At 59.8% G+C, this 15,013-nt stretch carries 13 protein-coding genes; 11 read left to right on the top strand and 2 right to left on the bottom strand.

Annotated elements, in window-relative coordinates; all coding sequences use genetic code 11:
- The first annotated feature begins 95 nt into the window (after positions 1-95).
- The 7 genes from ACXHRN_RS00635 to ACXHRN_RS00605 are packed head-to-tail and all read left to right on the top strand — an operon-like array spanning position 96 to position 7,413.
- Positions 96-968, top strand: a complete 873-nt coding sequence (locus ACXHRN_RS00635) for a carbohydrate ABC transporter permease (RefSeq protein ID WP_488639435.1) — start codon at positions 96-98, stop codon at positions 966-968.
- A 9-nt stretch (positions 969-977) separates the two neighbouring features.
- Positions 978-1,802: a carbohydrate ABC transporter permease gene (locus tag ACXHRN_RS00630; protein WP_488639434.1), complete on the top strand. Its 825-nt coding sequence runs from the start codon at positions 978-980 to the stop codon at positions 1,800-1,802.
- Between the two features lie 50 nt (positions 1,803-1,852).
- Positions 1,853-2,854 (top strand): ABC transporter ATP-binding protein, encoded by a 1,002-nt coding sequence (locus tag ACXHRN_RS00625; RefSeq protein ID WP_488639433.1) that lies wholly within the window; start codon positions 1,853-1,855, stop codon positions 2,852-2,854.
- Positions 2,851-3,624: an L-iditol 2-dehydrogenase gene (locus ACXHRN_RS00620; protein WP_488639432.1), complete on the top strand. Its 774-nt coding sequence runs from the start codon at positions 2,851-2,853 to the stop codon at positions 3,622-3,624. Before ACXHRN_RS00625 ends, ACXHRN_RS00620 begins: the two co-directional genes overlap by 4 nt.
- A 29-nt stretch (positions 3,625-3,653) precedes the next feature.
- Entirely contained in the window at positions 3,654-5,138 is a 1,485-nt protein-coding gene (locus ACXHRN_RS00615; RefSeq protein WP_488639431.1) for a mannitol dehydrogenase family protein, read from the top strand.
- 23 nt (positions 5,139-5,161) lie between these two features.
- Positions 5,162-5,839, top strand: a complete 678-nt coding sequence (locus tag ACXHRN_RS00610) for an HAD family hydrolase (protein WP_488639430.1) — start codon at positions 5,162-5,164, stop codon at positions 5,837-5,839.
- 8 nt (positions 5,840-5,847) lie between these two features.
- Entirely contained in the window at positions 5,848-7,413 is a 1,566-nt protein-coding gene (locus tag ACXHRN_RS00605) for an FGGY-family carbohydrate kinase (RefSeq protein ID WP_488639429.1), read from the top strand.
- Positions 7,414-7,616: 203 nt separating this feature from the next.
- On the opposite strand, the gene ACXHRN_RS00600 is transcribed toward ACXHRN_RS00605, so the two are convergent.
- Both ACXHRN_RS00600 and ACXHRN_RS00595 read right to left on the bottom strand, forming a co-directional pair.
- Positions 7,617-10,067 (bottom strand): GcvT family protein, encoded by a 2,451-nt coding sequence (locus ACXHRN_RS00600; protein WP_488641776.1) that lies wholly within the window; start codon positions 10,065-10,067, stop codon positions 7,617-7,619.
- A gap of 6 nt (positions 10,068-10,073) precedes the next feature.
- Complete coding sequence (locus ACXHRN_RS00595) at positions 10,074-10,952, bottom strand: phosphotransferase (RefSeq protein WP_488639428.1); 879 nt, start codon at positions 10,950-10,952, stop codon at positions 10,074-10,076.
- A 237-nt stretch (positions 10,953-11,189) separates the two neighbouring features.
- On the opposite strand from ACXHRN_RS00595, the gene ACXHRN_RS00590 reads away from it, so the two are divergent.
- From ACXHRN_RS00590 to ACXHRN_RS00575, 4 genes are all read left to right on the top strand, one after another.
- Positions 11,190-11,984, top strand: a complete 795-nt coding sequence (locus ACXHRN_RS00590; RefSeq protein WP_488639427.1) for a DeoR/GlpR family DNA-binding transcription regulator — start codon at positions 11,190-11,192, stop codon at positions 11,982-11,984.
- Between the two features lie 109 nt (positions 11,985-12,093).
- The gene (locus ACXHRN_RS00585) at positions 12,094-13,305 is read left to right on the top strand and encodes an NAD(P)/FAD-dependent oxidoreductase (protein ID WP_488639426.1); all 1,212 of its coding nucleotides are present in this window, start codon (positions 12,094-12,096) and stop codon (positions 13,303-13,305) included.
- A 20-nt stretch (positions 13,306-13,325) separates the two neighbouring features.
- Complete coding sequence (locus ACXHRN_RS00580; RefSeq protein WP_488639425.1) at positions 13,326-14,090, top strand: aldolase/citrate lyase family protein; 765 nt, start codon at positions 13,326-13,328, stop codon at positions 14,088-14,090.
- A gap of 87 nt (positions 14,091-14,177) precedes the next feature.
- Entirely contained in the window at positions 14,178-14,918 is a 741-nt protein-coding gene (locus tag ACXHRN_RS00575) for a DeoR/GlpR family DNA-binding transcription regulator (protein ID WP_488639424.1), read from the top strand.
- Positions 14,919-15,013 lie beyond the last annotated feature (95 nt).

Raw genomic sequence — 15,013 nt, 5'->3', positions numbered from 1 at the left:
CCCGCCCCGAAACTCAGCTTTGTCGATGAATCAGGCCTGGCGACGTAACCTGCGACAAGCAGGACGCTCCGGGGGACACGGGAGGAGCATTTCCAATGGCAACGCAAAACACACGCACCCTGGCCCGCTTCATGATGGCGCCATCGGTCGGCCTGCTTCTGATCTGGATGGTCGTACCGCTAGCGATGACGCTGTGGTTCTCTTTCCAGAACTACAATCTTCTCAATCCGGGCAATGTCAGCTTTGCCGGGCTGTTCAATTATCAGTATTTCTACACCGACCCGGCCTTCTTCCAGTCGATTTGGAACACGCTGGCGATCGTTGTAGGCGTGCTATTCATCACGGTGATCGGCGGCATCGCCATCGCACTTCTGCTCGATCAGCCGATGTGGGGACAGGGCATCGTCCGTATCCTGGTGATCTCGCCGTTCTTCGTCATGCCGCCCGTTGCGGCACTGGTGTGGAAGAACATGATCATGCACCCGCAATATGGCGTGCTTGCCGATATCAACCGCGCGATCGGCCTCAAGCCGGTTGACTGGTTCGGCCAGTATCCATTGCTGTCGATCATCATCATCGTCGCCTGGCAATGGTTGCCGTTTGCGACGCTGATCCTGCTCACCGCGCTGCAATCGCTCGACGGCGAACAAAAGGAAGCCGCCGAAATGGATGGCGCCGGTTTCGTCAGCCGCTTCATCTATCTGGTCGTGCCGCATCTGGCGCGTTCGATCACCGTCGTCATCCTCATCCAGACGATCTTCCTCTTGGGTGTCTATGCCGAAATCCTCGTCACCACCAATGGCGGCCCGGGCTACGCCTCCACCAACCTGCCCTTCCTGATCTACCGCACGGCCCTGCTCGGCTACGACGTCGGCGGCGCTTCGGCAGGCGGCATCATCGCAGTCATCCTTGCCAATATCGTCGCCTTCTTCCTGATGCGCGCCGTCGGCAAGAACCTGGACAAGTAGGAGGACATCATGGCCAGAGCTGTATCAACCAGAAGAACCGCCGCCTTTACCATCGCTGCGTGGATCATCGCACTGATCATCTTCTTTCCGATCCTCTATACGATCATCACCAGCTTCAAGTCCGAAACCGAGGCGATCCAGGGGTTCAACCTGATTCCGTCCGGTACCTTCGAAAGCTATGTCGAGGTGCAGACGCAGAAGGACTACTTCAAGCCGTTCATGAATTCCGTCATCCTGTCGGTCGGCTCGACACTGTTGGCGCTGTTGATATCCGTACCGGCGGCCTGGTCGATGGCATTTTCACCGACCAGCAAGACCAAGGACATCCTGATGTGGATGCTGTCCACCAAGATGATGCCCGCGGTGGCCGTGCTGGTGCCGATCTACCTGCTGTTCCGTGACTTTGGCCTGCTCGACAGCCGCATCGGTCTGACCGTGATGCTGATGCTGATCAACCTGCCGATCGTCATCTGGATGCTCTACACCTACTTCCGCGAAATTCCCGGCGAGATCCTCGAAGCGGCGCGTATGGATGGAGCATCGCTGTTTGGTGAGATCGTCTATGTCCTGACCCCGATGGCCGTGCCCGGCATCGCCTCGACCATGCTGCTCAACATCATCCTCGCCTGGAACGAAGCGTTCTGGACGATCCGCCTGACCACCACAAACGCGGCGCCACTGACCGCTTTCATCGCCTCGTTCTCAAGCCCGCAGGGCCTGTTCTGGGCCAAGCTTTCCGCGGCCTCGACACTGGCCATCGCGCCCATCCTGGTCATGGGATGGTTCTCGCAGAAGCAGCTCGTTCGCGGCCTGACATTCGGCGCCGTCAAGTAACAAGGCCGTCAAGCAATAAGGGAGGTCCCGAAAGGGAACCGGAGGGAAAAATGGGAAACATTCAGCTCAAGAAAGTCAACAAGTCGTTCGGTAGCACCGCTGTCATTCCAGGCATCGACCTGACGATCAACGAGGGAGAATTCGTTGTCTTCGTCGGCCCGTCGGGTTGTGGAAAGTCCACCCTGCTGCGCCTGATCGCCGGCCTTGAAGACACGACATCCGGCACCATCGAGATTGACGGCCGCGACGTGACCGGCGAGGCGCCTGCCAAGCGCCGGCTGGCCATGGTGTTCCAGTCCTACGCTCTCTATCCGCATATGAGCGTACGCAACAACATCGCCTTCCCGCTGAAGATGGCCAGCCTGCCCAAGGAGGTCATCGACAAGAAAGTCACCGATGCGGCGCGCGTGCTGAACCTCACCAACTACCTCGAACGCCGTCCCGGCCAACTCTCGGGCGGCCAGCGCCAGCGTGTCGCCATCGGCCGCGCGATCGTTCGCGAACCGTCCGCCTTCCTGTTTGACGAACCCTTGTCGAACCTCGATGCAGCGCTGCGCGGCAACATGCGGCTGGAAATCAGCGAACTCCATCATCAGCTCAAGACGACGATGATCTACGTCACCCACGACCAGGTCGAAGCCATGACCATGGCCGACAAGATCGTCGTTCTCAATGCCGGCAATGTCGAGCAGGTCGGCTCGCCAATGGATCTCTATCACCGTCCCGACAACCTGTTCGTCGCCGGCTTCATCGGCTCACCGAAGATGAACCTGGTGTCGGGGGAAATCGCCAAGCCCTATGGCGCAACGACCATCGGCCTGCGGCCCGAGCATCTGACCGTTTCCAAGACCGACGGGAAATTAAGCGGCACAGCCGGGGTCACGGAGCATCTCGGATCGGACACATTCATTCACGTGAAGACCGACGGTGCGGGCATGTTGACCGTGCGCGCGCCAGGTGACACCGACATACGCTTCGGAGACAAAGTCTTCATCACGCCGGATCCCAGCCGGATACACAGATTTGATGAGAAAGGCCTGGCCATCCGATGAACCGCTTAGAAGGAAAATCAGCACTGATCACCGGTTCGGCGCGCGGCATCGGTCGCGCCTTTGCCGAGGCCTATATCGGCGAAGGCGCCACTGTGGCAATCGCAGATATCAATATCGAGCGGGCAGAAGAGACTGCTGCAGAGCTTGGACCACAGGCCTATCCCATCAGAATGGATGTGACCGACCAGGCATCGATCGATGCGGCGATTGCAGCCGTCGAAGCGCGCACCGGCGGCATCGATATCCTGATCAACAATGCCGCCCTGTTCGATCTTGCCCCGATCGTCGACATCACCCGCAAGAGCTTCGACACCCTGTTCTCCATCAACGTATCCGGCACGCTGTTCACCATGCAGGCGGCGGCACGCTCGATGATCAGGCGCGGCAAAGGCGGCAAGATCATCAACATGGCAAGCCAGGCAGGCCGTCGCGGCGAAGCGCTGGTCGGCGTCTACTGCGCTACCAAGGCCGCCGTCATCTCGCTCACCCAGTCGGCCGGGCTCAACCTCATCGAGCACGGCATCAACGTCAATGCGATCGCGCCCGGCGTCGTCGATGGTGAACATTGGCAAGATGTGGACGCAAAATTTGCGAAATACGAAAACCGCCCGCTCGGCGAGAAGAAGCGGCTGGTCGGCGAGGCAGTGCCCTTTGGACGCATGGGAACCGCTCAGGACCTCACCGGCATGGCCATTTTCCTGGCGTCCAGGGAAGCCGACTACATCGTCGCCCAGACCTACAATGTCGATGGCGGCAACTGGATGAGTTGATCTCATCAAAAGCAACAGGACAGAATGTCATGAGTAACGCCCTATCGCTCGACAACCTCCGCCACATCCAGGCAAGGGCGGCGATTCCTCGCTATCAGCGAAGCCACATCAAGGGCGGCATCGTCCATTTCGGGATCGGAAACTTCCATCGATCCCATCAGGCCGTCTATCTCGACGAGCTTTTCAATCTCGGCCACGACCACGATTGGGGTATCATCGGCGCGGGCGTCACCACCTATGACGGCGCGATGCGCGACAAGCTCAAGGCCCAGGATTACCTCACCACCGTGGTCGAGCAGGATGTCGGCAAGTCCGAAGCACGCGTCACTGGCGCCATGATCGATTTCCTCGATCCTGCCGACCGCAAGGCGATCATCGACAAGCTCGCCGACCCCGCCATCCGCATCGTCTCCATGACCATCACCGAAGGCGGCTATTTCATCAATCCCGCCTCCGGCACCTTCGATCCGGCCCATCCGGCAATCGTCGAGGACGCGAAGAACCCGGCCGACCCGAAGACGGTCTTCGGCATCATTCTTGCCGGCCTCAAGCTGCGCCGCGAACGCGGGGTCGTTCCCTTCACCGTCATGTCCTGCGACAACATCCCCGGCAATGGCCATGTCACCGAACACGCCGTCTCCGGCCTTGCCAAACTTTCCGACCCGGCTTTCGCAGAGTGGATTGCCGAAAATGTCGCCTTTCCGAATTCCATGGTCGACCGCATCACGCCGGCTACCGGCAGCCGCGAAATCGAGCATTGCGAGGAGACCTTCCACATATCAGATCGCTGGCCGGTCTATTGCGAGGAATTCAAGCAATGGGTGATGGAAGACAAATTCACAGCCGGGCGTCCCGCACTTGAGAAAGTCGGTGTTACCTTCGTTGACGATGTCGCGCCCTACGAGCTGATGAAGATCCGTATCCTCAATGGCGGCCATGCGACAATCGCCTATCCCGGCGAACTGCTGGACATTCATTTCGTTCATGAGACGATGGAAGAACCGCTGATCCGCGATTTCCTCGGCAAGCTGGAAATGTCGGAAATCATTCCCTGCATCCCGCCGGTACCCAACACCGATCTCAACGACTATTTTGCGCTGATCGAACGCCGCTTTGCCAATCCCAAGATCGGCGACACCGTTTCCCGGCTTGCCCAGGACGGCTCCAACCGCCAGCCGAAATTCATCCTGCCGTCGACAGCGGACCGGCTGCGCAAGGGCGAGGACGTCGTCGGCCTGGCACTGGTGTCGGCACTCTGGTGCCGCTATTTCGAAGGCACCTCCGATAGCGGACGAAAAATCCAGTTCAACGACGCCAATGCCGACCGCCTGCATGCCGCAGCGTTGAAATCACGGGAATATCCGCTCGCCTTCCTTGAACTCGGCGACATCTTCGGCGATGTTGGCAAATCGGGGATCTTCCAGCAACGCTTTACCCGGGCCCTCGCCTCCTTGCGGGAAAGGGGTACGAGAGAGACTCTGTCTGCCTATCTGGAGGGCAGCCTCGGAGGATGACATAATGGATAGGACCAGCCGAGATGGGCGTGCATACCGACAGGTTGGTGATTTTCGATTGCGACGGCGTTCTCGTCGATAGCGAACCGATTTCTTTCAGCGTGTTGCGCGACACATTGATCAGTGCTGGCGTCGATGTCTCGGAAAGCCACGCCTACCAGCAGTTCCTCGGCAAGAGCATGGCGTCGATCACCCGCATGATCGCCGATGAATTCGCGATTTCCCTGTCAGAGGAGCACATCGAAGGGATGCGGACGGAGCTTTTCGCGCGCTTCCAGGCCGAATTGCAGCCGGTGCCGGGTATTCTCGAACTGCTCACCGATTTTCCCTACCCGCACTGCGTGGCGTCCTCGAGCCAGCCGGAGCGCATCCGGCTGTCGCTGACCAAGACCGGGCTGATCTCGTTCTTCGAGCCCAACATATTCTCCGCGACCATGGTCAAGCGCGGCAAACCGGAACCCGATCTCTTCCTGCACGCGGCCGAGACCATGGGCTTTGCCCCCTCTCACTGCATCGTTGTCGAGGATAGCCCGGCGGGCATCAGGGCAGCCCATGCCGCCGGCATGCAAGTCCTGGCGTTTACCGGCGGCTCGCACGCCGAGATCTCAAATTTGACCGAAACCGTGCGCGAACTGAAGCCAACTGCGATTTTTGATGATATGGCTGGTCTCGCCAGTTTGATCGATGCGGTGAGGACATAGAGCGGAGGATGGGGGAATTCGTTGTCGCAGTTGATGTCGGCACCGGCAGTGCGCGGGCAGGCGTCTACGACAGAAAAGGTGCGCTGATCGCCCGCGCAATGCGGCCGATCGCGATGAACCGCGAAAGCAGCCTGACCGCCGAGCACAATTCCGCCGACATCTGGGCTGCCGTCATCAGCAGCGTCGATGATGCACTGACGACAGCCAATGTCGACCGCATGCTGGTCGACGCGATCGGCTTCGACGCCACATGTTCGCTGGTGTTTCTCAACCGAGATGGCGTGCCCCTTGGCGTCGCGGAAAGCGGCGCGCCCGGCTGGGACACGATTGCCTGGCTTGACCATCGCGCCATCGACGAGGCGGCCATACTCACATCGGCCAGACTTCCGGCGCTGGACTATGTCGGCGGCATCATGTCGCCCGAGATGCAGCTGCCGAAGATCATGTGGGTAAAAGCTCATCTGCCGGATGTCTGGGCAAAGACCGGCATTATCCTCGATCTCGCCGACTACATGACCTTTCGCGCCACCGGCAGCCTCGTGCGCTCTGCCTCCACCCTCACCCCCAAGTGGAATTTTCTCAATCATCAGGCTTCCGGCTGGGACAGGCATCTGCTCGAAGAGTCCGGCCTCCCCGACCTCGTGCAAAAGGCTGGCATTTCGGGTAAGCCGATACAAGCCGGATCGGCCATCGGAACCTTGAACGCCGAGACTGCCGCTGCCCTCGGCCTTCCCTTGAGCTGCAAGGTCGCGGCCGGGATGATCGACGCCTTCGCCGGAGCGCTGTCGCTGACAGGCACCAATCCGGAAATGCCCGACGCTGTCTCCATGGTCGGCGGCACATCCAGCTGCGTCATGCGGTTTTCGACCGAGCCACAATTCATCAAGTCTTTCTGGGGACCCTTTTTCGGTGCGGGGCTCGATGACCGCTGGGTGTTGGAGGGCGGCCAATCCGCCACCGGGGCGCTGCTCGACCATCTCATCCGCAGCCATTTTGGCCGTGCAGCCACTGCGGAGTTGCATCAGCAGATTCTTGGCCATGTCGCAGGATTGCTAGCCGCGAATGCCGATCTCGGCAAAGAGATACACATCCTGCCCGACTTCCACGGCAACCGTTCGCCGCTTGGTGATCCCCGCAGCCTCGGCGTCATTCACGGCTTGCGTCTCGACAGTTCGTTCGACGGTGTCTCGACGCTCTATTACCGCGCCATGGTGTCGCTGGCGCTCGGCATCCGGCAGATCATCGAGCTGATGGAGACGCATGGCGCACCGATCCGCTCGCTTCATCTCGGCGGCGGGCATGCCAAGAATACGGTGCTCGCCCAGCTCTATGCCGATGCGACCGGCCGCGACGTGGTGATTTCCTCCGGCGACGAAGCGATGCTGCATGGCACCGCGATGACGGCAGCAAGTGCGGCGGGCTGGCATCCATCGCTTGGGGCGGCGGCGTCAGCGATGAAACGGCCGACGAAAACCCTTTCGCCAAATCTGGCACGTGCAAAATCGCTCGATCGCGATTACCGGATCTTCCTGAAAATGCAGGAACAACGGCGCGAGCTTGAGAGCTTGGTGTAGGCCGATAATAGCGGAAGTCCAATCGTGGCAGCACGCGACCTACAAACTCCCCTCATTCTCGCCCTTGTGGCGGGAATCCAGCAGCAGCGCGTCTGCGCTGCAAAAGACTCTTTCGCGCGAAAGACTTCGCGCGGCTGGATTGCCTGCACGAAGCAGGCAATGAGGGAGGAGAGGTTGACGCTTCGAGACAAATGCGGAGAGTCTTACATCTTCACGCGCGCACTCTCGGCATCATACAGCGGCTTGACCGAAACCTCTGCCTTGACCCGCTCTGTACCAACCTCCAACTCGTACTCACCGGACATCACATAGTCCTCCGTCACGCCTTCAGGATTCCGCACATAACCTATGCCGATCGACTTGCCGATCGTGTAGCCGAAGCTGCCCGATGTCAGCCATCCTGCTCGCCGCCCATCGCGGTAGATCGTCTCGCGGCCGAGCAGCACGACACCTGGATCCTCGACGGTAAAGCAGGCGAGATGCTTCTTCACACCGCCATTCAATTGCCTTTCGATGACGTCGCGGCCCCGGAAGGGAATGCCGGATTTCATCTTCACGGCCCAGCCAAGTCCCGCCTCCACAGGCGTGTGGTCCGGACCGATATCGGAGCCCCAGGCGCGATAGAACTTCTCAAGTCGCAAGCTTTCGATCGCCCGATAGCCGGCATTGACCAGCCCCGACGACGCGCCTTTCTCCATCAGCAGGTCATACACCGCGCCGGCATATTCGACCGGCACATGCAGCTCATAGCCAAGCTCGCCGACATAGGTGATCCGGAGCGCCCGCACAGGCGCACCGGCAATTCCGATCGTGCGGAACTGCCCGAACGGCAGGCCCGCATTGGAAACATCGGCCGATGTGACCGCCGCGAGAATGTCGCGCGCCTTCGGGCCCATCAGCGACAGCACCGACCAGCCTGATGTCACATCGACCAGCGAGGCGTTGAGATCGTCCGGAATGTTGCGAGCGATCCAGTCGAAATCATGGGTGGCAAAACCCGTGCCGGTGACGATGTAATATTCATCGTCCGAAACACGGGCGCAGGTCAGGTCGCATTCGATGCCGCCCTTGTCGTTGAGCATCTGGGTGTAGGTCAGCGAGCCCGGTTTGCGGCCGACATTGCCCGATGCGATCCATTGCAGCGCCTTCTCCGCATCACGCCCCTTGAGCACGAACTTGGCAAACGAGGTCTGGTCGAAGACAACGGCGGCGGCGCGTGCCGCCTTATGTTCGCGGCCAACGGCATCGAACCAGTTCTGGCGGCCGAAGCTGTAGATATCCTTGGGCTCCTCGCCACTGGGGGCGTCGGCAAACCAGTTCGGCCGTTCCCAGCCGAGCTTTTCGCCGAAGCAGGCACCCTGCGCCTTCAGCCGATCATAAAGCGGCGACTTGCGCGCCGGCCGGCCGGACTGGTTTTCCTCGAAAGGCCAGGCCATCGTGTAATGCTTGCCATACGCCTCGTAGGTGCGGGTCCGCACCCAGTCGGCATCGAAATGCGGCCTGCCGAAGCGGCGGATATCCACCGGCCAGAGATCGAAAGGCGGCTCGCCCTTGGCTGCCCATTCCGCAAGCGCCATGCCCGCGCCGCCACCGGCGGCGATGCCGAAGGCGTTGAAGCCGGCGCCGATGTAGAAGTTCCTGAGTTCCGGCGCTTCGCCAAGGATGAAATTGCCGTCCGGCGTGAAGCTTTCCGGACCGTTGAGCAGTTGCTTGACGCCTGTCGTCTGCAGCGCCGGCACCCGGCCCAGTGCCAGTTCCATGATCGGCTCGAAATGATCGTAGTTGCTGTCGAGCAGGGTGTAGTGAAAGCCCTCGGGAATACCCTTTTCGGCCCAGCCGATCGGGTTCGGCTCGTAGCCTCCCATCACCAGCCCGCCGACCTCTTCCTTATAGTATGTCAGGCGATCGGGATCGCGCAGCGTCGGCAGGTTGGCCGGCACGCCGAACGGCTCGGTGATGATATACTGATGTTGCACGGAGACCAGCGGCACATTGACGCCGAAACGTGCCGAAAATTCCCGCGTCCATTGCCCGGCGCAGACGATGACTTTCTCGCACTCGATCCGGCCGTGTTCGGTGATCACGGCCCGGATGCGCCCATTGTCGATCTCGAGGTCGGTGACTTCGGTGTCCTCGAAAATGCTGACGCCGGCCATGCGCGCGCCCTTGGCCAAGGCCTGGGTAATGTCGGAAGGATTTGCCTGGCCATCGGTCGGCAGGAAGGCGGCGCCCACCACATCGTCGACCTGCATCAGCGGCCAGAGCTCTTGCGCTTCCTTGGGTGAAAGCAGTTCCATCTCCAGCCCGAAGGAGTGTGCGGTCGTCGCCTGGCGCTTGACCTCGGTCCAGCGCTCATCGTTGCAGGCAAGCCGAAGGCCGCCATTCATCTTCCAGCCGGTGCCGAGCCCGGTTTCCTTTTCCAGCGTCTTGTAGAGCTGCACCGAATGGCCGAGCAACTGGGTAATGTTGGCGCTGGTGCGCAACTGCCCGACCAGTCCCGCAGCATGAAATGTCGTACCGGATGTCAACCGCTTGCGCTCGAGCAGCACCGTATCGCCGAGGCCAAGCTTGCCCAGATGGTAGGCGGTCGAACAACCGACGATCCCGCCGCCGATGACGACGATCTTTGCAGTTTTCGGCAGTTGCTTCATCAGACGTCCTCAGGATTCCTGGAAATTGGCATAGGCGGTTTCGAAGCGTGACCGGTTCTCGTCGGTGTAGCTCTTGTAGTCGAAGCCGATGGTCGAATGGATTTCCGACACCATGCTCCACATCGTTTCGCGCAGCAGCGAGGCGCATTTCATCGCCTGGTAGCGGCGCCAGAGCTGGTCATCGACGGGCGTGGAGAAATAGGCCTCGAGGACCGACACTTCCTTGTCTTCCGGCAGCGAATTGTTGGAAGCCAGCCCGCCAAGATCGAAAAGCGGTGAGTTGAAACCGGCATAGTCCCAGTCGATCAGCCAGAGCCGCTTGCCATCGTCGAGGAAATTGGCGGCCAGCAGGTCGTTGTGGCCGAAAACAATTGTGAACGGTCCGGCAGCAGCTTCGAGCTGCTCCGCCTTCTCGATCAGGAAGCGAAGGTCTGGAACATAGGGACTATCTCCATCCCGAAGCGTATTGGCATAATCACGGATCACCTGGAACACCCAGAAGATCATTGCCGGTCCGCGGAAATGCTTCGGGATCTCGGTATGGCACTGCCGGATCAGCTTGACGATCCGGCCGAGCATGGCGGAATCATTGACATCCAAAGGCGAGAATGTCTTCGCCTCGAGATACTCCATCACCAGAACGCCGGGCGCATGATGCAGGATCGCCGGTGAAACCCCCGCTGCATGCGCTGCCCGGCTGGCGGCCAGTTCGTTCGACCGGCTGATCATGTGGACCGGTATATCCTCGCCCAAACGCACGGCTACTGTGCGGGCTCTGTCCTTTACCAGATAGTTGCGGTTGGTCATGCCACCTGAAAGCGGCTCGACCGATATGCTGCCTTGCCAGATATCGAGGCTGCGTATTCTGTCCTCGGGCGTTTCACTCATGCCCCGTCTCTCCCGGCCGGAAAATGCAAATGCTCGCTAAGTGGTAAAGTATTGAGTAAGTTTGTCAGCAATCGAATGTTGCGCAATGCGCCTTCAACTGCAAATTTCCCGAAATCCAAGGCCCGGTCAAGCAAAAACCACATATTGACGCAAAATCTTGGGAAATTGTTGTTTTTAGAAAATGTGTAAATATCTGCTATCATCCCCGTTTGCGGGAGGAAAAAGGCGAACCCACATATGCAGCACGCCAATCATCGCGAGCGGGAAATTCTCGAGGAACTTCGTCTGTCCGGCGGTTCGAGCCGGATCCAGTTCCTTGCCGAGCGGCTTGCTGTTTCCGAAGAGACCATCCGCCGCAATCTCAAGAGCATGGAAGAGAGCGGGCTGGTCATCAAGGTGCATGGCGGCGTGCACCTGAAGGGCCATTCCAGCGAGCAGCCGCTGCATTTCCGGATGAACGAGAATGCCGAGGCCAAGCGGATGATTGCTGCCGAAGTCGCCTCGATGATCGGCAATGGGGACACGCTGTTTCTCGATGTCGGATCGACGACCGCCTTCATTGCAGTCGCTTTGCAGAAGCACCAGAACCTGTTCGTCGTCACCAATTCGCTATCGGTCGCCAATGCGCTGGCCACCCGCAACAACAACCGCGTCTTCCTCGCAGGTGGTGCGCTCCGTTCGCATGATGGCGGCGCTTTTGGGCTTGAGGCGATCAATTTCGTCAAGCGATTCAATGTCGAGCATGCCATTCTGTCCGTCACCGCCATCGATGCTAAAAACGGCTTCATGCTGCAGGACATGGAAGAGGCGGAATTCGCCCGTGCCGCCGCTCGCCAGGCCAACAACCGCATCATCGTTGCCGATGCCGGCAAATTCGGCCTGACGGCGCCGATCATCATCGACGATCCCAAAATCTACTCGCGACTCGTCACCAATGCCCGCCCACCCGAAGACATCGCTCGCATGCTTGAGGCCAGCGAAATAGAACTCACCATCGCCGGGAACAAACAAGCGCCGCAAAACAGTCGGTAAATCGTCGCCGCGAAGCCGACTTCTTGCCAAGCGACCGGAAATCATGTTCTAGCTGCACGCATAAGGGCAGCGTCAATGCTCATGTGGGTCCGCATCTCGGGGGGACGAATTGAAAACACTCATCATAGGCGGCAGCCACGCCGCGCTCGGACTGGCCGCCGACCTCCGGAAATTGTCGGCAGATGCCGAGATCACCATCGTTTCCAGCGACGAAGGCCTGCCCTATCAGCGGCCGCCGCTCTCCAAGGCCTTCATGTCGCAGAAGGTGACCCTCGAGCAGATCCTGCTGCGCCCCGAAGACTGGTACGAAACCAACAAGATCGTCCTCAAAGCCGGCCTGACGGTCGCGACGATCGACCGTCGCGGCAAATCCGTTGATCTGTCGAATGGCGAACAGCTCTTCTATGATCACCTCGTGCTTGCCACGGGCGCCAAGCCGCGCCGGCTGCCGGCGGCGATCGGCGGCACGTTGGAAAACGTCTATGTCATGCGCGAGCTCAACGACGCCCTGACTTTGATGAACCAGATGAAGGAAGACGCCCGCCTCGTCGTCATCGGTGGCGGCTATATCGGGCTGGAAGCCGCATCCGAAGCCGCCAAGAAGGGTGTTGCCGTCACCGTCGTCGAGGCCGCAGATCGCATCCTCAAGCGCGTCGCCTGCCCCGAGACGGCGGACGACGTGCGGACGCTGCATCACTCCCACGGTGTGCGCATTTTCGAGAATGCCAGCGTCACACGCATCGTGGAGCGGGATGGCAAGGCAACCGGCATCGAGCTCACTGACGGTTCCTTCATTGCCGCTGACTTCGTCGTCACCGGCATCGGCGTCAATCCGGACACCGCGCTTGCCGAAGCCGCCGGTCTCGTCGTCGAAAACGGCATCACAGTCAACAGCCGGCTCGAAACGTCGGATCCCTCGATCTACGCGATCGGCGACTGCGCATCCTTTCCCTACAAGGGCGAGATGATCCGCCTCGAATCGGTGCAGAACGCCAACGACATGGGCGTGGTCGCAGCCCAGAACATCATGGGTGGCAACGTCGACTACAAGCCGGTGCCGTGGTTCTGGTCGGATCAGTTCGATCTCAAGCTGCAGATTGCAGGTCTCAATCTCGGCTATAGCCATGTAATCACCCGGCTGGGCGTGCGTGAGGGGGCAAAATCACATTTCTATTTCCGTGGCGACGAGTTCCTTGCCGCTGACTGCCTTAATGATGGCTCCACCTATATGATCGCCCGCCGCATGCTCGAAGGCGGCAAGACGCTGACCCGCGCCCAGGTCGAAGACCATTCCCTGAACCTGAAATCGTTGCTCAGCTAGAGCCCAATCCGGAGATTTCGATGCCTGCTCCCGAAAATCGACTGAAGGCCCGCCTCCGCAATGGCGACCGCACGACAGGGCTCTGGCTATCACTGACCAGCCCCTATGTCGCCGAGCTTGCGGGGCATATCGGTTTTGACTGGCTGCTGATCGACGGCGAGCATGCGCCGAACGACCTGCGGACGATCATGGAGCAGCTGCAGGTATTGCGATCGTCGACATCGCCGGTGATCGTGCGCCCGCCAATCGGCGCGGTACACCTGATCAAGCAATATCTCGACATGGGCGTGCAGTCTTTCCTGATCCCGATGATCGAAAGCCGCGAGCAGGCCGAACTGATGGTCAAGGCCGTCCGCTATCCGCCGCATGGCGTCCGCGGCGTCGGCGCCGGCTCGGCCCGCGCATCCTATTTCGGCAATATCGGCGATTACACGCACACCGCAAATGACCAGATATGCCTGATGCTGCAGGCTGAAAGCCGCGCAGCGATCGCGGCGCTCGACGACATCGCCTCGCTGGATGGTGTTGATTGCATCTTCATCGGCCCTTCCGACCTGTCCGCCGACATGGGCTACCTCGGCAATCCTTTCGCCGATGAAGTCCAGAAGGTCATCGAGGATGCTATCAAACGGGTTCGTGGCCATGGCAAGGCCGTTGGCATCTATATGGCCGAACCGGCCCATGCGAAACGCTACCTTGAACTCGGCGCCAACATGGTTGCGATCGGCTCGGATGCGGCTGTGCTGGTGCACGCGCTGAAAGACTTGAAGGCCAGCTATCCGTGATCTGGATGTTATATTCATAACAGACAGAGTTGACTTTTCACACCAGTCGCCACATCTTGTTGCATCGTTTCACAAGAGTGTCGGCTGATGGTTGCGCGCTACAAGGACAGGCTGGATCATCTCGGGGCGTTGATATCAGAACGCGGCGTCATTCACCTGAAGGATGCAGCAAAAGCACTCGGCGTTTCGGAAATGACCATCCGCCGCGACATATCTGGCGAGACGGACCGCTTTGCCTATCTCGGCGGCCATATCATGCCGGCGCAGGCGGTCGAACCTGAGCAACCCTACGAACTCTCGGCGGCCGCGGACCGTCATGCCCAGGCCAAGCGCCAGGCCTGCATCCATGCGCTGAACCACCTGCGCGCCGAGGACACCATCTTCGTCGATTGCGGCTCGACGCTGATGCATCTCGCAGACCTCCTTCCTGACTCCATGCCGCTTACTGCAGTTTGTTATGCGCTGAATATCGCTGACAAATTGGCCCTGAAGCCGCACATGCGGCTGATCATGCTGGGTGGCTTCTACCACCCAGCCTCGGCCTCCTTCTCCGGCTCGTCGGCGCTCGATCTGCTCAGCCAGATGGGCATCAACACGGCTTTCTTCTCAGCTGCGGGGCTTGATGAGGATCGCGGCGCCACCTGCGTGCATTTCCATGAGGCGGAAATCAAACGTAAGGCGATGAGCGTTTCGCGCAAGAAAGTCCTGATTCTCGACAGCAGCAAGATCGGTCGCATTCGCCCCGCCTTCTTCGCGCGCCCGGATGAATTCGATGCGATCTACACCGAAGATGGCACGTGGCAATCCGAGCCGGTGCCTGACGCCTAACTCCTGCCCCTGTTACGGCAAAGAATGCGCCTTGACGGATCGGCGTTTTGGTGTAAAAATAACATCAATCTGATAATATCATAACAAATTGCCCG

This window comes from Shinella sp. OV683 (assembly GCF_057787725.1).
Note: the sequence above shows the minus strand (reverse complement) of the source record. Positions and strands in the feature narration are given on the sequence as shown.

Coding starts and splice junctions, on each gene's coding strand:
- ACXHRN_RS00635 (WP_488639435.1), top strand. CDS start 96: ATGGCAACGCAAAACACACGCACCCTGGCCCGCTTCATGATGGCGCCA.
- ACXHRN_RS00630 (WP_488639434.1), top strand. CDS start 978: ATGGCCAGAGCTGTATCAACCAGAAGAACCGCCGCCTTTACCATCGCT.
- ACXHRN_RS00625 (WP_488639433.1), top strand. CDS start 1,853: ATGGGAAACATTCAGCTCAAGAAAGTCAACAAGTCGTTCGGTAGCACC.
- ACXHRN_RS00620 (WP_488639432.1), top strand. CDS start 2,851: ATGAACCGCTTAGAAGGAAAATCAGCACTGATCACCGGTTCGGCGCGC.
- ACXHRN_RS00615 (WP_488639431.1), top strand. CDS start 3,654: ATGAGTAACGCCCTATCGCTCGACAACCTCCGCCACATCCAGGCAAGG.
- ACXHRN_RS00610 (WP_488639430.1), top strand. CDS start 5,162: ATGGGCGTGCATACCGACAGGTTGGTGATTTTCGATTGCGACGGCGTT.
- ACXHRN_RS00605 (WP_488639429.1), top strand. CDS start 5,848: ATGGGGGAATTCGTTGTCGCAGTTGATGTCGGCACCGGCAGTGCGCGG.
- ACXHRN_RS00595 (WP_488639428.1), bottom strand. CDS start 10,952: ATGAGTGAAACGCCCGAGGACAGAATACGCAGCCTCGATATCTGGCAA.
- ACXHRN_RS00590 (WP_488639427.1), top strand. CDS start 11,190: ATGCAGCACGCCAATCATCGCGAGCGGGAAATTCTCGAGGAACTTCGT.
- ACXHRN_RS00580 (WP_488639425.1), top strand. CDS start 13,326: ATGCCTGCTCCCGAAAATCGACTGAAGGCCCGCCTCCGCAATGGCGAC.
- ACXHRN_RS00575 (WP_488639424.1), top strand. CDS start 14,178: ATGGTTGCGCGCTACAAGGACAGGCTGGATCATCTCGGGGCGTTGATA.